Source organism: Nocardiopsis sp. EMB25, from assembly GCF_026797795.1.
In the GTDB taxonomy this organism is placed as follows: domain Bacteria; phylum Actinomycetota; class Actinomycetes; order Streptosporangiales; family Streptosporangiaceae; genus Nocardiopsis; species Nocardiopsis lucentensis.
In genome coordinates this window covers 2,967,145-2,981,237 of record NZ_JAMTDN010000001.1, presented here as the reverse complement: position 1 = coordinate 2,981,237, position 14,093 = coordinate 2,967,145, and the positions used below count along the sequence as shown (strand labels likewise).

Below are 14,093 nucleotides of genomic sequence, written 5' to 3'. Positions count from 1 at the left end.
TCGCAAGCGCCTCCGCCCGAAGGGTGGGGAGGAGCGTTACCTGACGTGCGCCATCCTCCCATCGCACGGGGGCGACTGCCAAAGCGCCTCCAAACGGACTGCCGCGCCCGGCCTGGTAAAGGATACCGTTCCCCCGGTGATCGGCCGGTGTCGGCCGAACCGGGTGAAACCGGACCTCCGCGACCGCCCCTCCGCGGGCCCGGACGCGGGAAGCGGTTCCGCAAGGGGGATTCGGTGCCTGTCGAGGTACCCGGGGTAGTCTGTGTGGCGATTCCTCCCGGGGGTGAGAGCCCGGGGTTTCACGCCGAGGCAGGCTGAAGCCGGGGGCCTGCCGTCACCCGCCCCCGTACCGCACGAGCCCCTGGAGCCGCTCCATGAGACCGACCGCCGTCACCCCCTTGCTGCCGGGCGCGGAACCGTACAGCCACCGGGGGTCCGAGGTCGGCGTCCTCCTCTGCCACGGCTTCACCGGATCGCCCTATTCCATGCGCCCCTGGGCGGAGCACCTGGCGGCGGAGGGGCACAGCGTGGAGGTGCCCCTGCTGCCGGGCCACGGCACCACCTGGCAGGACATGAACCTCACCACCAGCGACGACTGGTACGCCGCCGTCGAACGGGCGCTGCTGGACCTGGCGGCGCGCTGTGACGAGGTGTTCGTCATGGGGCTCTCGATGGGCGGCGCCCTGACCCTGCGCCTGGCCCAGGAGCACCCCGACACCGTGCGCGGTGTGGTGTTGGTCAACCCCTCCCTCGTGGTGGAGGACATCCGACTCCCGCTCGTCGCCCCGTTCCGCGGGCTGGTCAGGCGGGTTATGCCCTCCACCCCGGGGCTGACGAGCGACGTGGCCAAGCCGGGGGAGAGGGAGGGCGGTTACACGCGCACGCCCACGGCCGCCGCCGCGACACTCCCGAAGCTGTGGCGCGAGGTTCAGGTGGGCATGTCCGCTTTGCGAGCGCCGATCCTGGCCTACCGGAGCCCTCAGGACCATGTCGTCGGACCGCGAAGTCTGCGTATGCTCGCCAGAAGGGCGGTCAACACGTCGTTGACGATCCACCTGCTCCACGACAGCTACCACGTGGCGACGCTCGACCACGACGCCGCCGAGATCTTCGACGGAAGCCTCGCCTTCGTGCGAGAGCAGAGGAGAAGCGGGGAAGGAGCCGTCCGATGACACAACGTCGGGGCAACGGCCTGCTCGCCGATGCCTACGTTCCCCTGGTCCTGCTCGCGCCCTCCCACGCCGACCGGATGCTGGAGGCGCTGCGTCGCAGCGGTATCGCCGCCTACGCCGTGCCCTTGGAGGAGGACGTCCTCGAACCGGGCGGTGGGGGAGAGACCGAGGATCCGCCCACGGACCACCTGTACGTGGATGCCGAGGAACGCGCCGCGGCCGAGCGCGTTTTGGGATCGGAGCTGCCCGACCTCGGCGGTCGGACCGGTACCGCACCCACCGCCGGGGCCCTCGACACCCCGCGCGGCGGGGACCTCTTGGACGGGCCGCCCACCCACGGCGATCCCGACGCGCCCCCCGTGGAACCCCCGAACGAGGACGAGGTCTGGAGCGACCTGGTCGCCCGTTTCTACGAGGGCGAGGGCGACACCGCCGCGGCCCGGCGTCGGGCCGCCTGGCCCGACGCGGAGAACCTGAGTGTCCCCGACGAGCGCGACGAGCCGCCCCTCGGCGATCTGCTCGCGGACGGGCCGCCGTTCGACCGCGGTGACGCGCTGGCCCGCGAGGCCGCCGAGGAGGAGGCGCGCCGCAGGGTCGAGGCCGACCGCGAGGGCCACTACGAACCGCCGCCCCCGCCCCCGCTGCTCCAGGGCGATCGTGCGGGCATCGCCGCCTGGTTCGGACTCCTGGGCGGGCCGACCGTACTCTTCGGGGCCGCCTTCGTCGGGATCACGCTGCCCAACTGGCTGATGTTCGTGGCGATCGCCGCCTTCCTCGTCAGCTTCGTCGTGCTCATCCTGCGCATGACCGACAGCAGACCCGGAGGCGACGGACCCGACGACGGGGCGGTGGTCTGAGCCCTGGGCTTCGACGTCCCCCTCTGGCGCGCGATCGCCGTCTTCCGTGCCGCCTCCCTCGTCTACTCCGTCGTCCTCGCCGTGCAGCACCACGCCTACCTGAGCCGCCCCTGGGTGGCGTGGACAGTGCTCGCCCTCATGATGGTGTGGACCGCGGTGACCACCCGCGCCTACGCCCGCCCCTCGCGGCGCACGCGACGCCTCCTGAGCGCAGACCTCACCGTGGCCTTCGCCTGTCTCTTCGCCACGGCACCCGCCGCCACCGCCTACTACCTCACCCAGGCCCCGCCGCTGAGCGGCTACTGGTTCGCCGGGGCCGCTCTGTCGGCCAGCGTCATCTGGGGTCGCCGCGGCGCGGCCGCCGTCGCCCTCCTCTACGGCTTCGCTGACATCACCCTGCGCGTCCTCATGGACGCCGCCGTGACCGACGCGACCGTCCGGGGGGTGGTGCTGCTCCTTCTCACCGGCCTGGCCGTCGGCTACATGGCACAGGTGGCCGAACGCGCCGAGGAGCGCTTCGCGAGGGCGGTGGCCCTGGAGGCGCGTATCCGCGAGCGCGAACAGCTGGCCCGCTCCGTCCACGACTCGGTGCTCCAGGTGCTGGCCCTGGTGAGCAGACGCGGCGCCGAGGCCGGCGGAGAAGCCGCCGAACTGGGCCGGATGGCAGGGGAACAGGAGGTCCGGCTGCGCTCCCTGTTCACCGACGGGCTCGTCGACGGCGACGGCGCCGGCGCCGGGGGCACGGTGGGCGCCGTCGCGGTCGGGGCGCCCGCGCCCGGAGGCCCAGGAGATGACAGCGCGGACGGCTCCGGCACGCTGGACCTGCGCGATCTGGTGCGCCGGTCGGAGTCGGTGCACGTGTCCGTCTCCGCGCCCGCCACGCCGGTCCTCCTGCCGGCCTGGGCGGCGGGGGAACTCGCCGCGGCCGTGGCGGCGGCACTGGACAACGTGGCGCGGCACTGTCCCGCGGGCACCCCCGCCTGGGTCCTGGTGGAGGACGAGGATGACGCGGTGACCGTGTCGGTCCGGGACGAGGGGCCCGGCATCCCGCGGGGGAGGCTCCAGGAAGCGCGCCGGGACGGCCGACTGGGCGTCGCCCAGTCGGTCCTGGGGCGGTTGCGCGACCTCGGAGGGACGGCCGAGGTCGTGAGCGAGCCCGGTGAGGGCACGGAGGTCGAACTGCGGCTCCCCCGCGACCGCGCGCGGGGGAGCGCCTGACCGGGAGGCCCTACGCCGGGGGGCCGTGACCGGGTTCCTCCTGGTAGGAGAAGCGCTGCTCATTCCAGGGGTCGGCGCGGTTGTGGTAGCCGCGCTCCTCCCAGAACCCCCGCCGGTCCTTCGTCATGTACTCCACGGCGCGCAGCCACTTCACGCTCTTCCATCCGTACAGGCTGGGCACCACGAGACGCAGCGGAAACCCGTGTTCCGGGGCCAGCGGCTCACCGCCCCGGTGCGTGGCGAGGACGACGTCCTCACCCAGGAAGACGTCCAGTGGCAGGTTGGCGCTGTAGCCGTACTCGCCCCACGCCATCACGTGCGTGACCTCGGGTCCGGGTGGCGCCACCCGGACCAGGTCCACCGCGCGTACTCCCCGCCAGCGCACGTCCGGGACGCTGAAGCGCATCACGCAGTGGAAGTCGCTCACCGAGTCGGTCACGGGCAGTCGCCCGAACTCCTCCCACGTCCACCGGTGGCTGCCGAGTGTCTCGGTGGCTCCCATCACCCGAAAATCCCACCTGTGCGGCCGGAAGGTCGGTACGGGCCCGTAGTGCAAGGCCTTGTGCTCGCCCCGTAGCGCCTGACCCGGCGGCAGCCTGGCCGCCCGTGTGTCCCCCCGGTCACCATCCCCCGTTCCGTCGGACAACGCGTCCTCCGTTCGTCTGGTTCCGGCCTGTCGGCCCAGCTCTCGTGTCCGCCCCTGGTGGGCGGCTCCTCCCGTCCTGTGGGGAAAGGTCGACATCTGGCCATCCTGCCAGGCCGACACGAGAGCTACGTCACTCCCCCCGGTTGTGTGGCGGATCGCCGGGTGTGCGCTATAGTCGCTCACATGCAGCGGAACTTTTGGCGCTTTTATGGCTACCGGCCCGATCCTCGGACGGTCGCCTGTCAAGCGCTGCGCTGACAGGGAAGACCTCACAAGGAGCCCCGGGCCGGACGGTCCGGGGCTCCTTGGCGTTTCGGACCGACCACCCGGTGAAGCGCGGCTACCGTGCGGCTCAGCCACCCATACGACTAACAGGGACAACGCACATGGTCATCGTGATGGCACCGGACGCCACTTCCGACAACATCGACGATCTCGTCGAGCTCGTCTCCTCCGCCGGGGGCGAGGCGTACGTGACACGCGGCGTGAGCCGCACGATCATCGGCCTGGTCGGTGACGTCGAGCGTTTCCAGGACCTGGGACTGGCCGCCAAACCCGGCGTGAGCGACGTTTTGCGCATCTCAGCCCCGTACAAGCTGGTCAGCCGAGAGAACCACAGCAGCCGATCCGTGGTGAACGTGCGCGGCGTGCCGATCGGTGGCGAACACATGACGGTCATCGCGGGTCCGTGCGCCGTCGAGACGCCCGAGCAGACCCTGGAAGCGGCGCGCATGGCGCTGACCGCGGGTGCGTCCCTGCTGCGGGGCGGCGCCTACAAGCCGCGCACCTCCCCGTACGCCTTCCAGGGCCTGGGGGAGGAGGGTCTGCGGATCCTGGCCGACGTGCGCGAGGAGACCGGGCTGCCGATCGTGACCGAGGTCGTCGACGCCGCCGACGTCGAACTCGTCGCCTCCTACGCCGACATGCTCCAGATCGGTACCCGCAACATGCAGAACTTCGCCCTGCTCCAGGCGGCGGGCGACGCGGGCAAGCCGGTCCTGCTCAAGCGCGGTATGAGCGCCACCATCGAAGAGTGGTTGATGGCCGCCGAGTACATCGCCCAGCGTGGCAACCTCGACATCGTCCTGTGCGAGCGCGGCATCCGCACCTTCGAGAAGGCCACACGCAACACCCTGGACATCAGCGCGGTCCCGGTCGCGCAGAACCTGTCCCACCTGCCGGTGATCGTGGACCCGTCGCACTCGGGAGGCAAGCGCGAACTGGTCCTGCCGCTCTCGCGCGCGGCCATCGCCATCGGTGCCGACGGTGTCATCGTGGACGTGCACCCGGACCCCGAGAACGCGCTGTGCGACGGCCCCCAGGCGCTCCTGGAGGAGGACCTGGCCGAGCTGCGCGACGTGGCGGGCACTTTGGCGACCCTCGGCGGCCGTGAGCTGACCCCGGCCCCGGGCCGTCAGTTCGCCGCCCTCTGAGCGGTCACGGCGCTCCGGAGCGGGGCGCAGGCCCGGGAGGGTTCGGTCTGGGCGCCGGCGGGGTGCCGCACGACGAGGCGAGCCGCGAGCGGGGAACGAGCGTGAATCGGACTGCGCCGTAGGCGTCCGTGACCAACGCCGCCCCGTCCGTGCCGCCGGCACGGACGGGGCGGCGTTGGTCAGGCGCTGGTGGCGGCCGCTGGGCCCGCCACCCGAGCGGGGGCCTCCTCGCCCAGGAAGCTGGGTTTGTGGAGCTGGGCGGTGCCGACCAGGTACTCGGCCAGCTCCTCGGCGTCGAGCCGCTTCTCGATCTGCCGAAGGTCCGGGATCTTGGCCGCGGTCTCCACCTGGCGCGGCGTCAGCATCGTGCAGCAGTCCTCGTCCGGGAGCTCCGAGATGGCCAGGGTGCCGATCCGGCGGGCCTGGTCCATGATCTCGGTCTTGTCCATCCCGATGAGCGGGCGCAGGATCGGCATGTCCACGGCGTCGTCCAGGGCGGTGATGTTGGTCATCGTCTGGCTGGACACCTGGCCGAGCGCGTCCCCGGTGATCAGGCACTCCGCGCCCAGGTCGTCGGCGAGGGCCTCGGCGGTCTTGAGCATCAGCCGCCGCTGGGCGACGATCTGGAGCCGCTCGATCCCAGAGCTCTTGAGCTGCTGCTGCGCCTTGCCGAAGGGCACGACGAACAGCCGCGAACCCACCTGGAAGCGGTCGAGCTGGCGCACGAGGCTGTAGGCCTTGTAGATGGACTCGGGGCCGGTGAACGGCATCCCGGAGAAGTGCAGGAAGTCGACCTTGAGTCCACGCCGGATCATCCGGTGCGCGGCGACGGGGGAGTCGATCCCGCCGGACATCAGCACCAGGCCGCGCCCGCTCATCCCGGCGGGCAGACCGCCCTGGCCGGGGACGCCGTCGGTGAACACGAACGCCTCGTCCTTGTCCACCTCGACGTAGAGGGTGTTGTCGGGGCGCTTGAGGTTGACGGGGTACCCGTGCGCCTCGATGATCTTCGAGCCGAGGTAGCCCGCCAGCTCGGCCGAGGTCATCTCGAAGCGCTTGTCGCGACGGCGGGCCCGCACGGCGAAGGTCCCGTCCCGGTCGGCCATGGAGCGCACCGCGACGTCGGTGACCACGTCCAGGTCCTTGGCGACCCTGCGGACCAGGTGCACCCACACGACACCCATGACGTTGGCCATGCGGTCGGCGATCTCGGCGACCTCGATGTCGGAGGCGCCGGGCTTGCGGACGATGATCACGCCGGACCCGCGCTGGGAGAGCCGGATCTCGCCGAGATCGCGTACGGAGTTGCGGATGTTGTTGTGCAGCCGCCGCTCGAACAGCTTGCGGTTGGAGCCCTTGAGGACGATCTCCCCGAGCTTCATCAGAACGCAGAGCTCGCCCAGTCCGGCGTCGGCTCCGGCCGGGTTTGCGGGGAGCGGCGCGGACTCAAGCGACGCGGACATGGTGCTACCTCCGGTGGATGCGCCCCGGTGCGACGTGGATGCGACGGCGGCGGGACCGGGCACACCCGCCGTCCCCCTCCAGTATCGAACACCGGGCCCACCGCTCCAGCCGTTTTCCGGGGGGTACCGGCCACACGGGGCCGCGAACGCACCCGCCCGCCGCGCTCGGGGGCGACGGCGAGCGGGGGGCTCGGCCTCCCGCGGCGCCGAGAAGGGGCACCGCGCCGCAGGTGACCGTCGGGGAGGTGCGCTCCCCCGCGAAGCGGCCCCTGGGCGGTGAGGGGTGACGGAGGGGCTCCCGTCAGCCGAAGAAGGTCTCGGCCTCCTGGTAGCGCTCGGCCGGGACGGTCTTGAGGGTGTCGGTGGCCTCGGCCAGGTCGACGCGGACGATGGAGGTGCCCTGGAGGCCGACCATCTTCCCGAAGTCGCCCGCGGCGACGGCGTCGATCGCGTGCAGTCCCAGGCGGGTGGCCAGGACGCGGTCGAAGGCGGTGGGGGTGCCGCCGCGCTGCACGTGGCCGAGCACGACCGAGCGCGCCTCCTTGCCCGTGCGGCGCTCGATCTCGTCGGCCAGGCGCTGGCCGATGCCGCCGAGGCGGACGTGGCCGAAGGAGTCCTTCTCGCCGGTGGCCAGCTCCATCTGCCCCTCCTTGGGGTGGGCGCCCTCGGCGACGACGATGATCGGCGCGTACTGGGTGCGGAACCGGCTCTCGACGTGCTTGACGACCTCGTCCATGTCGAACGGGCGCTCCGGAACGAGGATGACGTTGGCACCCGCGGCCATGCCCGAGTGCAGGGCGATCCATCCGGCGTGGCGGCCCATGACCTCGACCACGAGCGCCCGGTGGTGCGACTCCGCCGTGGTGTGCAGGCGGTCGATCGCCTCCATGGCGATGTTCACGGCGGTGTCGAAACCGAACGTGTAGTCGGTCGCGTTGAGGTCGTTGTCGATGGTCTTGGGCACGCCCACCACGTTGACGCCGCGCTCGTGCAGCTGGCGGGCCACGCCCAGCGTGTCCTCACCACCGATGGCGACCAGGGCGTCCACGCCCAGACCGGCCATGTTGTCCTTGACCCGCTCGACACCGCCCTCGATCTTCATGAGGTTGGTGCGGGAGGAGCCCAGGATGGTTCCGCCGCGCGGCAGGATGCCGCGGACGGCCTCCACGTCCAGCGTCATGGTGTCGCCCTCGAGGGGGCCGCGCCACCCGTCCCGGAAGCCGACGAACTCGTAGCCGTGGTCCTTGATGCCCTTGCGCACCACGGCGCGGATGACCGCGTTGAGACCGGGGCAGTCCCCACCACCGGTCAGAACACCGACTCGCATGCGACTTCTCCTCGACGTTGTGGATCTGGGCGGCGCCTGCCGCCATATGGTCTAGACCATAGTGTCCGGGCGCGGCCCAGGCCAACCCCGAGGGCGAATTCACCGCTCGTTCACCCGTCGAGGCCCTGGTCGATGGCGTATCGGACCAGTTCGACCCGGTTGTGCAGATGCAGTTTGGTGAGGGTGTTCTGGACGTGGTTCTGGACCGTCCGATGGGAGATGGACAGTCGCCGCGCGATCTGCTTGTAAGCCAGTCCCTTCGCCACCAGCCGCAGGACCTCGGTCTCCCGGGGGGTGAGTACCGGCGGCTTCTCATCGGCGGTCCCAGGGGAGCCCGCCGCCGACAGGCGCCGGTACTCACCCAGGACCAGACCCGCCAGCCCCGGGGTGTAGACCGCCTCGCCGGTGTGCACGCGGCGTACCGCGTCCAACAGCTCCTCCCGGCCCGCCGACTTGACCAGGTAGCCCGTCGCACCCGCCTTGACGGCGGCCAGGACGTCGTCACTGGCCCCGCTGGCCGAGAGCACCAGTACGCGTGGCGGCTCGTCCAGGGCCACCAGGCCCGCGGTGAGCTCCACCCCGGTCATGTCGGGCAGATTGAGGTCCACGACGGCCAACGTGGGCCGGACGGCCGGGGCGATACGCAGCGCCTTGGCGCCGTCGCCCGCCGTCCCCACCACCTCGACACCCGCCTCGTCGAGATCGCGCGCCACCGCGTCACGCCACATCGGGTGGTCGTCCACCACCAGTACCCGGATCGCTTCGCTCTCCATGCGGGCGAGCCTATCCCGGGAGGAGGACGCACAGGAGAAGGGGCGGGCGGGGCGCCACGCGCCCCACCCGCCCCTCACCGCGATCGATCAGTCGTCGAAGTCGCCGAAGTCGCCGAAGTCGATGCCGCCGGGCGTCGCGGTGATCGTGATCTCCGTGCCCTCCGGGGCCTCGCCTGTCTGGGACTGCCGGGCCACGGTCCTGCCGCCCGCGATGCGCTCGACCTTCACCTTGAACCCGGCCTCCTTGAGCTGCTCGCGGGCCTCGCCGACCTGCAGGCCCACGACGTCGGGGATCTCGACCCCGGGCGGTCCGGTGGAGACGGTGAGCGTGACGGTGCCGCCGGCGCCCACCGTGCTGCCGTTGTCGGGGTCCTGGGTGATCACCACACCCTCCTCGACGTCCTCGCTCTCCTCCTCGACGACATCGACGGTCAGCCCCAGGTCCTCCAGGGTCCGCTGCGCGTCCTCCACCTTCTGGCCGGCCACGGCGGGCACCTGGATGCCCCGGCTGACCTGGATGGTGACGGTCTCCTCGCGGTCGGCGTCCTCCCCGGGAGCCGGATCGGTGGAGATCACCTCGCCGGGGGTGACGTCCTCGGCGTCCACGACCTCCTCCTCGAGGCTGTCCGGACTGAAGCCGAGTTCCTCCATGGCCGCCGTGGCGTCGGCGATGTCCTCGCCCACCAGGTCGGGCATCTCCACGACCTGCGGGCCCTGGGACACGTACGCGGTGACCTCGTCCCCGGGCGACAGCCGTTCCCCGGCCTCCGGTTCGGTCCGGGCGACCGCTCCGGCCTCGACGTCGCTGTAGACGGGTTCGGCCGCCTCCACCAGGATCAGGCCCTCGGAGCGGACCGTGTCGCGGGCCACGTCGATACTGTCGCCCGTCACGTCCGGAACGTTCTCGAAACGGCCGAGGAACAGCCACCAGCCGGCGACGAACACGACGATCGCCATGATCGCGCCGCCGATCCCGAGGAGGAGCCGGCGCCGCCTGCGCAGGGCGTCGTCCTCGTCCTCGTCGTAACCGTCGCCGTAGCCGTCACCGTCCAGGTCCGCGCCGCCCATGTCCACGACCATCGTGGCGTTCTCGGTGCCCGGGCCGGCACCGCCCGCGATGAGCTGCGGGGCGGTCACGGACGCCGTCGAGGCGCCCGTCTGCGCGACCGGGGGCAGCGGCCCCCCGGCGGACTCCCCGTCCTCGGGCAGCCGGTTGAGGACCTCCAGGACCTTGGCCAGGTACTGTCCGGCGTTGCTCGGCCGGTACCGGGGATCGCGCTCCGTGGCCTTGGTGACCAGGTCGTCGACCTCCGGCGCAAGCCCGGGCAGGAAGTGCGAGGGACGCGGGACGTCCTCGGTCACGTGCTGGTAGGCGATGGCGATCGGCGTCTCACCGGTGTGCGGCTGCCCGCCGGTGAGCAGCTCGTAGAGCATGATGCCCGCGGCGTAGACGTCGGTGCGCGCGTCGGCCACACCCTGCTCGATCTGTTCGGGAGCGAGGTAGGCGGCGGTACCCATGAGGGTGCCGGTACGCGTGAGGCCCTGGTTGGACTGCTCCACGGCCCGGGCCAGACCGAAGTCGGCCACCTTGACCATGCCCTCTTGGGTGATGAGGACGTTCTCCGGCTTGACGTCCCGGTGGATCATCCCCGCCTGGTGGGCGGCGCCCAGCGCGGCCAGCACGGAGGCCATCACGTGCAGGGCCTCGCGCGGCCTCAGCCGTCCGGCGGCCTTCAACCGGTCGCGCAGGGTCAGACCCGGCACGTACTCCATGGCCAGGAAGACGTGGCCCTGGTCCTCACCCTGGTCGAAGACCTGGACCACGTTGGGATGGGAGAGTTTGGCGACGGAGTGGGCCTCGTTGATGAAGCGCTGGACGAACGTGGGGTCCTGCGCGAGCGACGGGTGCATCACCTTCAGCGCCAGTCGCCGGTCGAGCCTCAGGTCGTGGGCGACGTAGACGGTCGCCATCCCGCCACCGGCGATCCTGGACTCGACGAAGTAGCGTCGGTCCAGCGTCGCGCCTACGAGGGGATCGGAAGTCGTCATGTCCACGGCGGAGTAGTGTCCTTGCTGCGGGGAGCGCGGGCGTTCGCGGCCGGTGGCGCGTACCCGACACCGGGTGTCGAACCGACACGATAGCGGAAGCTCGTGCCCGGACCGCCCCGCGGATCGCGGTGGCGCCGCCCCACACCGCCTGTGTGGGAGGCGTTCGCGCCTGGGTCGTCGTCAGTCGTGCGGTGCCGCTCCGGGCGCACCGCTCACCCCACCACCGTACGTGACGCCGCCGGGGGCTCCGGCGGCGCCTACCGCGCGTCGTCAGTCGATCGCCGGGGATGACGCCTGGGCGTGTCGGCGGACGGGGATCCGCCCCGCCAGACGCGCGCCGCGCCCCGCGCGTACGGCGTCGCGCATGGCCGCCGCCATCCGCACCGGGTCCTGGGCGCGTGTCACGGCCGTGGCGAGCAGGACGGCGTCGCAACCGAGCTCCATGGCCAGGGCGGCGTCGCTGGCGGTGCCGATCCCGGCATCCACGATCACCGGCACCCCGGCCTGTTCGACGATCAGCTCCAGGTTGTGCGGGTTGCGGATGCCCAAGCCGGAGCCGATCGGCGCGGCCAGCGGCATGACCGCCGCGCAGCCCAGCTGTTCGAGGCGGCGGGCCAGGACGGGGTCGTCGTTGGTGTACGGGAGCACGGTGAAGCCCTCGTCGACCAGTCGTTCCGCCGCGTCCAGCAGCTCCACGGGGTCGGGCAGGAGCGTGTGCTCGTCCGCGACGACCTCCAACTTCACCCAGTCGGTGCCCAGGGCCTCCCGGCCGAGCCTGGCGGTGCGCACCGCGTCGGCGGCGGTGAAGCAGCCCGCCGTGTTCGGCAGGGGCCGGATCTTGTTGCGGGTCAGGACGTCCCACACCGACCCCCGCGTGCCGGGAGCGACGCGGCGCATCGCCACGGTGGTCAGCTCGGTCCCCGAGGTGACGAGCGCCTCCTCCAGCACCTCCAGCGACGGGGCGCCCCCGGTGCCGGTGATGAGTCGGGACCCGAAGGAGGTGCCGGCGATCACCAGCGGGTCGTCGAGGATGTCGGTCATGGTCAGCCTCCCTGCACGGCGGTCAGGACGTCCACACGGTCTCCGGTGTCCAGGCGCGTGTCCGCCCAGGCGGTCCGTCGCACGACCTCGTCGTTGACGGCCACCGCGATGCCGCCGGGGACCTCGCCGTCCCCGGTCACGGTCAGGTCGCGCACGACGGCGCCGACGGTGGTGCCCTCGGTGACCTCGCGCCGGTCGCCGTTGATGATCAGTTCCACTGCTTCTCCCACGTGCTCGTGTGGTCGCCGCCCAGCCCGCGGTCGGCGGCGAAGGGGCGGGCGTACTCCGGCAGGGTGCCGCTGGTGAGGGCCTCGCCCATGGCCTCACCGGTGACCGGCGTCAACAGAACGCCGTGCCGGTGGTGCCCGCCCGCCAGATGCACCCCGGGAATCCGGGTGGGACCCAGGAGCGGTTCGTTGTCGGGTGAACCCGGGCGCAGGCCGACGCAGGTCTCGGTGATCTCCAGTTCGGTCACCCCCGGGACGAGTTCGCGCGCGTCGCGCAGGACCTGCCAGAGCCCTCCGGCGGTCAGCGCGGTGTCATACCCCAGCTCCTCCTGGGTGGCGCCGACGACGACCTCGCCGTCCTCCCGGGGCACGAAGTAGACGGGGAAGCCCCGGACCAGGCCACGGACCGTACGGGAGACGAGCGGCGGTTCACCGGCGGGCGGGCGCATCCGCAGCAACTGGCCCTTGACCGGGCGCAGGTGCGGCACCACCGGTTCGGGGAGCGCGATCCGCTCGTTCCAGCAGCCCGCGGCCAGGACCACCTGGTCGGTGGGCAGCACACCGCCTCCCGCCAGACGCACGCCCAGCCGGGCGCCGCCGGTGGCGCGGTCGACCCCCTCGACCCGGTCGGCCACCTCGACCACACCCGCCCGTTCACCCGCCACGGCCAGGGCGCGCAGCAGCAGACGGGGGTCCACCGAGTGGTCGTCGGGGGCGAGCAGGCCGCCCCGTACGGACGGGGCGAGCATGGGTTCCAGGCGTCGGCACTCGCGGCTGGTCAGCCGCTCACCGGTGGCGCCGATGCGCTTCTGCAGACCGTGGAGGTCGTCGAGGACGGCCAGGTCGTCCCGGTCGAAGGCGACCAGGAGCGTGCCGGTGGTGCGGTGGCCCACCGAAACGCCGCTGACCTCCTCCAGCTCGGCCACGAAGTCGGCGTACAGTCCCGCGGAGCGGACACCGAGCTCCACGAGCCGCTCCTCCCCGAACACCGCCTCGGTGGTGGGTGTGAGCATGCCCGCCGCGACCACGGAGGAGGCCCGGGCACGCCGCGGTTCGTCGACGGGGTCGGGTTCGACCAGGGTGACGGACAGCCCGCGTTGGGCGGCGCGCCAGGCGGTGACCCGCCCGATGAGGCCCCCGCCGACCACCACCACCCGGTCACCGACATTGGTAGGACGACTCGTCGCGGGGCGGGGTTCGTTCGAAATGCGCATGGCGCCGGGTTCCACTCCCTTCGCCGGTATGACCCGGATCAGGTTCGTGCGGTCGGAGGCCGGACCAGCCTCCCTCTCAGCCGGGTCCACCCGGCTCCCGCGGGACGTTCACTTCCGCGTTCATCCTAGATGACCCCGGTCCGGGAGGTGGTGACGGGGATCTCCCCGGAGGCTCGGGGCCCCGCCCCACGAGGGTGTCCGCCCCCCTTCGCCGATGTGGCAGATTGGTGGTGTGACACAACACGAACCCGACATCGACGCTCTGGTCGGCGAGTGGCTGACCCTCAGGGAGGCGGCGGCGCCGCTGGGCGTGAGCCCGAACCGGATCAAGCAGCTGATCCGGGAGAACCGCATGATGGGCGTGGTCCGCTCCGGCGAACTGTCCATCCCGGCCGCGTTCCTCGACGGTGACGACCTCGTCAAGGGGCTGCCGGGCACCCTGGTGCTGCTCAGCGACGCGGGCTTCTCCACCGAGGAGGCCCTGCGCTGGCTGTTCACGCCCGACGAGTCCCTGCCGGGGACCCCGATCCAGGCGATGCGCGAGAACCGGGGCACCGAGGTCCGCCGTCGGGCCCAGGGCTTGGCCTTCTGAGCCGCCCTTCCCCGGGCCCTCGCCTCGCTCCGGCCCGTCCGTCGGGCGAACGGCGACCCCGGCGGGCCACCGTGCCGCGGA

Annotated in this window: 13 protein-coding genes and 1 riboswitch; of the genes, 5 read left to right on the top strand and 8 right to left on the bottom strand. The window is 72.0% G+C overall.

Going from position 1 to position 14,093, the window contains the following annotated elements; translation table 11 throughout:
• The first annotated feature begins 374 nt into the window (after window positions 1-374).
• The 3 genes from KIK06_RS12805 to macS are packed head-to-tail and all read left to right on the top strand — an operon-like array spanning window position 375 to window position 3,247.
• The gene (locus KIK06_RS12805) at window positions 375-1,172 is read left to right on the top strand and encodes an alpha/beta hydrolase (RefSeq protein ID WP_017600015.1); all 798 of its coding nucleotides are present in this window, start codon (window positions 375-377) and stop codon (window positions 1,170-1,172) included.
• A complete protein-coding gene (locus tag KIK06_RS12800; RefSeq protein WP_017600014.1) occupies window positions 1,169-2,029 on the top strand; it encodes a hypothetical protein in 861 nt (286 codons plus the stop codon). Before KIK06_RS12805 ends, KIK06_RS12800 begins: the two co-directional genes overlap by 4 nt.
• Window positions 2,030-2,032: 3 nt before the next feature.
• Entirely contained in the window at window positions 2,033-3,247 is a 1,215-nt protein-coding gene (gene macS / locus KIK06_RS12795; RefSeq protein ID WP_268645958.1) for a MacS family sensor histidine kinase, read from the top strand.
• Window positions 3,248-3,257: 10 nt separating this feature from the next.
• On the opposite strand, the gene KIK06_RS12790 is transcribed toward macS, so the two are convergent.
• Entirely contained in the window at window positions 3,258-3,893 is a 636-nt protein-coding gene (locus KIK06_RS12790; protein WP_268645957.1) for a molybdopterin-dependent oxidoreductase, read from the bottom strand.
• Window positions 3,894-4,279: 386 nt separating this feature from the next.
• On the opposite strand from KIK06_RS12790, the gene aroF reads away from it, so the two are divergent.
• Window positions 4,280-5,326 (top strand): 3-deoxy-7-phosphoheptulonate synthase, encoded by a 1,047-nt coding sequence (gene aroF, locus KIK06_RS12785; RefSeq protein WP_017600011.1) that lies wholly within the window; start codon window positions 4,280-4,282, stop codon window positions 5,324-5,326.
• Window positions 5,327-5,505: 179 nt separating this feature from the next.
• On the opposite strand, the gene thiI is transcribed toward aroF, so the two are convergent.
• The 7 genes from thiI to thiO all read right to left on the bottom strand — a co-directional run bounded on the left by thiI (window position 5,506) and on the right by thiO (window position 13,420).
• On the bottom strand, window positions 5,506-6,789 hold the full coding sequence (thiI, locus tag KIK06_RS12780) for a tRNA uracil 4-sulfurtransferase ThiI (RefSeq protein ID WP_268643301.1): 1,284 nt from the start codon (window positions 6,787-6,789) through the stop codon (window positions 5,506-5,508).
• A 301-nt stretch (window positions 6,790-7,090) separates the two neighbouring features.
• Window positions 7,091-8,116 carry a 6-phosphofructokinase gene (locus KIK06_RS12775; protein ID WP_017600009.1) on the bottom strand — a complete coding sequence of 342 codons (1,026 nt, stop codon included), beginning with the start codon at window positions 8,114-8,116 and terminating at the stop codon, window positions 7,091-7,093.
• 110 nt (window positions 8,117-8,226) lie between these two features.
• Window positions 8,227-8,889, bottom strand: coding sequence for a response regulator (locus KIK06_RS12770; protein WP_017600008.1), 663 nt, complete (start codon window positions 8,887-8,889; stop codon window positions 8,227-8,229).
• An 87-nt stretch (window positions 8,890-8,976) separates the two neighbouring features.
• Window positions 8,977-10,944: a Stk1 family PASTA domain-containing Ser/Thr kinase gene (pknB, locus tag KIK06_RS12765; RefSeq protein WP_268643300.1), complete on the bottom strand. Its 1,968-nt coding sequence runs from the start codon at window positions 10,942-10,944 to the stop codon at window positions 8,977-8,979.
• 264 nt (window positions 10,945-11,208) lie between these two features.
• A complete protein-coding gene (locus tag KIK06_RS12760; RefSeq protein ID WP_268643299.1) occupies window positions 11,209-11,979 on the bottom strand; it encodes a thiazole synthase in 771 nt (256 codons plus the stop codon).
• Between the two features lie 2 nt (window positions 11,980-11,981).
• A complete protein-coding gene (thiS, locus tag KIK06_RS12755; RefSeq protein WP_268643298.1) occupies window positions 11,982-12,197 on the bottom strand; it encodes a sulfur carrier protein ThiS in 216 nt (71 codons plus the stop codon).
• Window positions 12,188-13,420: a glycine oxidase ThiO gene (gene thiO, locus KIK06_RS12750; RefSeq protein WP_268643297.1), complete on the bottom strand. Its 1,233-nt coding sequence runs from the start codon at window positions 13,418-13,420 to the stop codon at window positions 12,188-12,190. The genes thiS and thiO overlap by 10 nt, the downstream gene beginning before the upstream one ends.
• Window positions 13,419-13,531: riboswitch (TPP riboswitch) on the bottom strand. (Overlaps the previous gene by 2 nt.)
• A 103-nt stretch (window positions 13,532-13,634) precedes the next feature.
• Between thiO and KIK06_RS12745 the strand changes: the two genes are divergently transcribed.
• A complete protein-coding gene (locus KIK06_RS12745; protein WP_394296858.1) occupies window positions 13,635-14,012 on the top strand; it encodes an Rv2175c family DNA-binding protein in 378 nt (125 codons plus the stop codon).
• The last annotated feature ends 81 nt before the right edge of the window (window positions 14,013-14,093 follow it).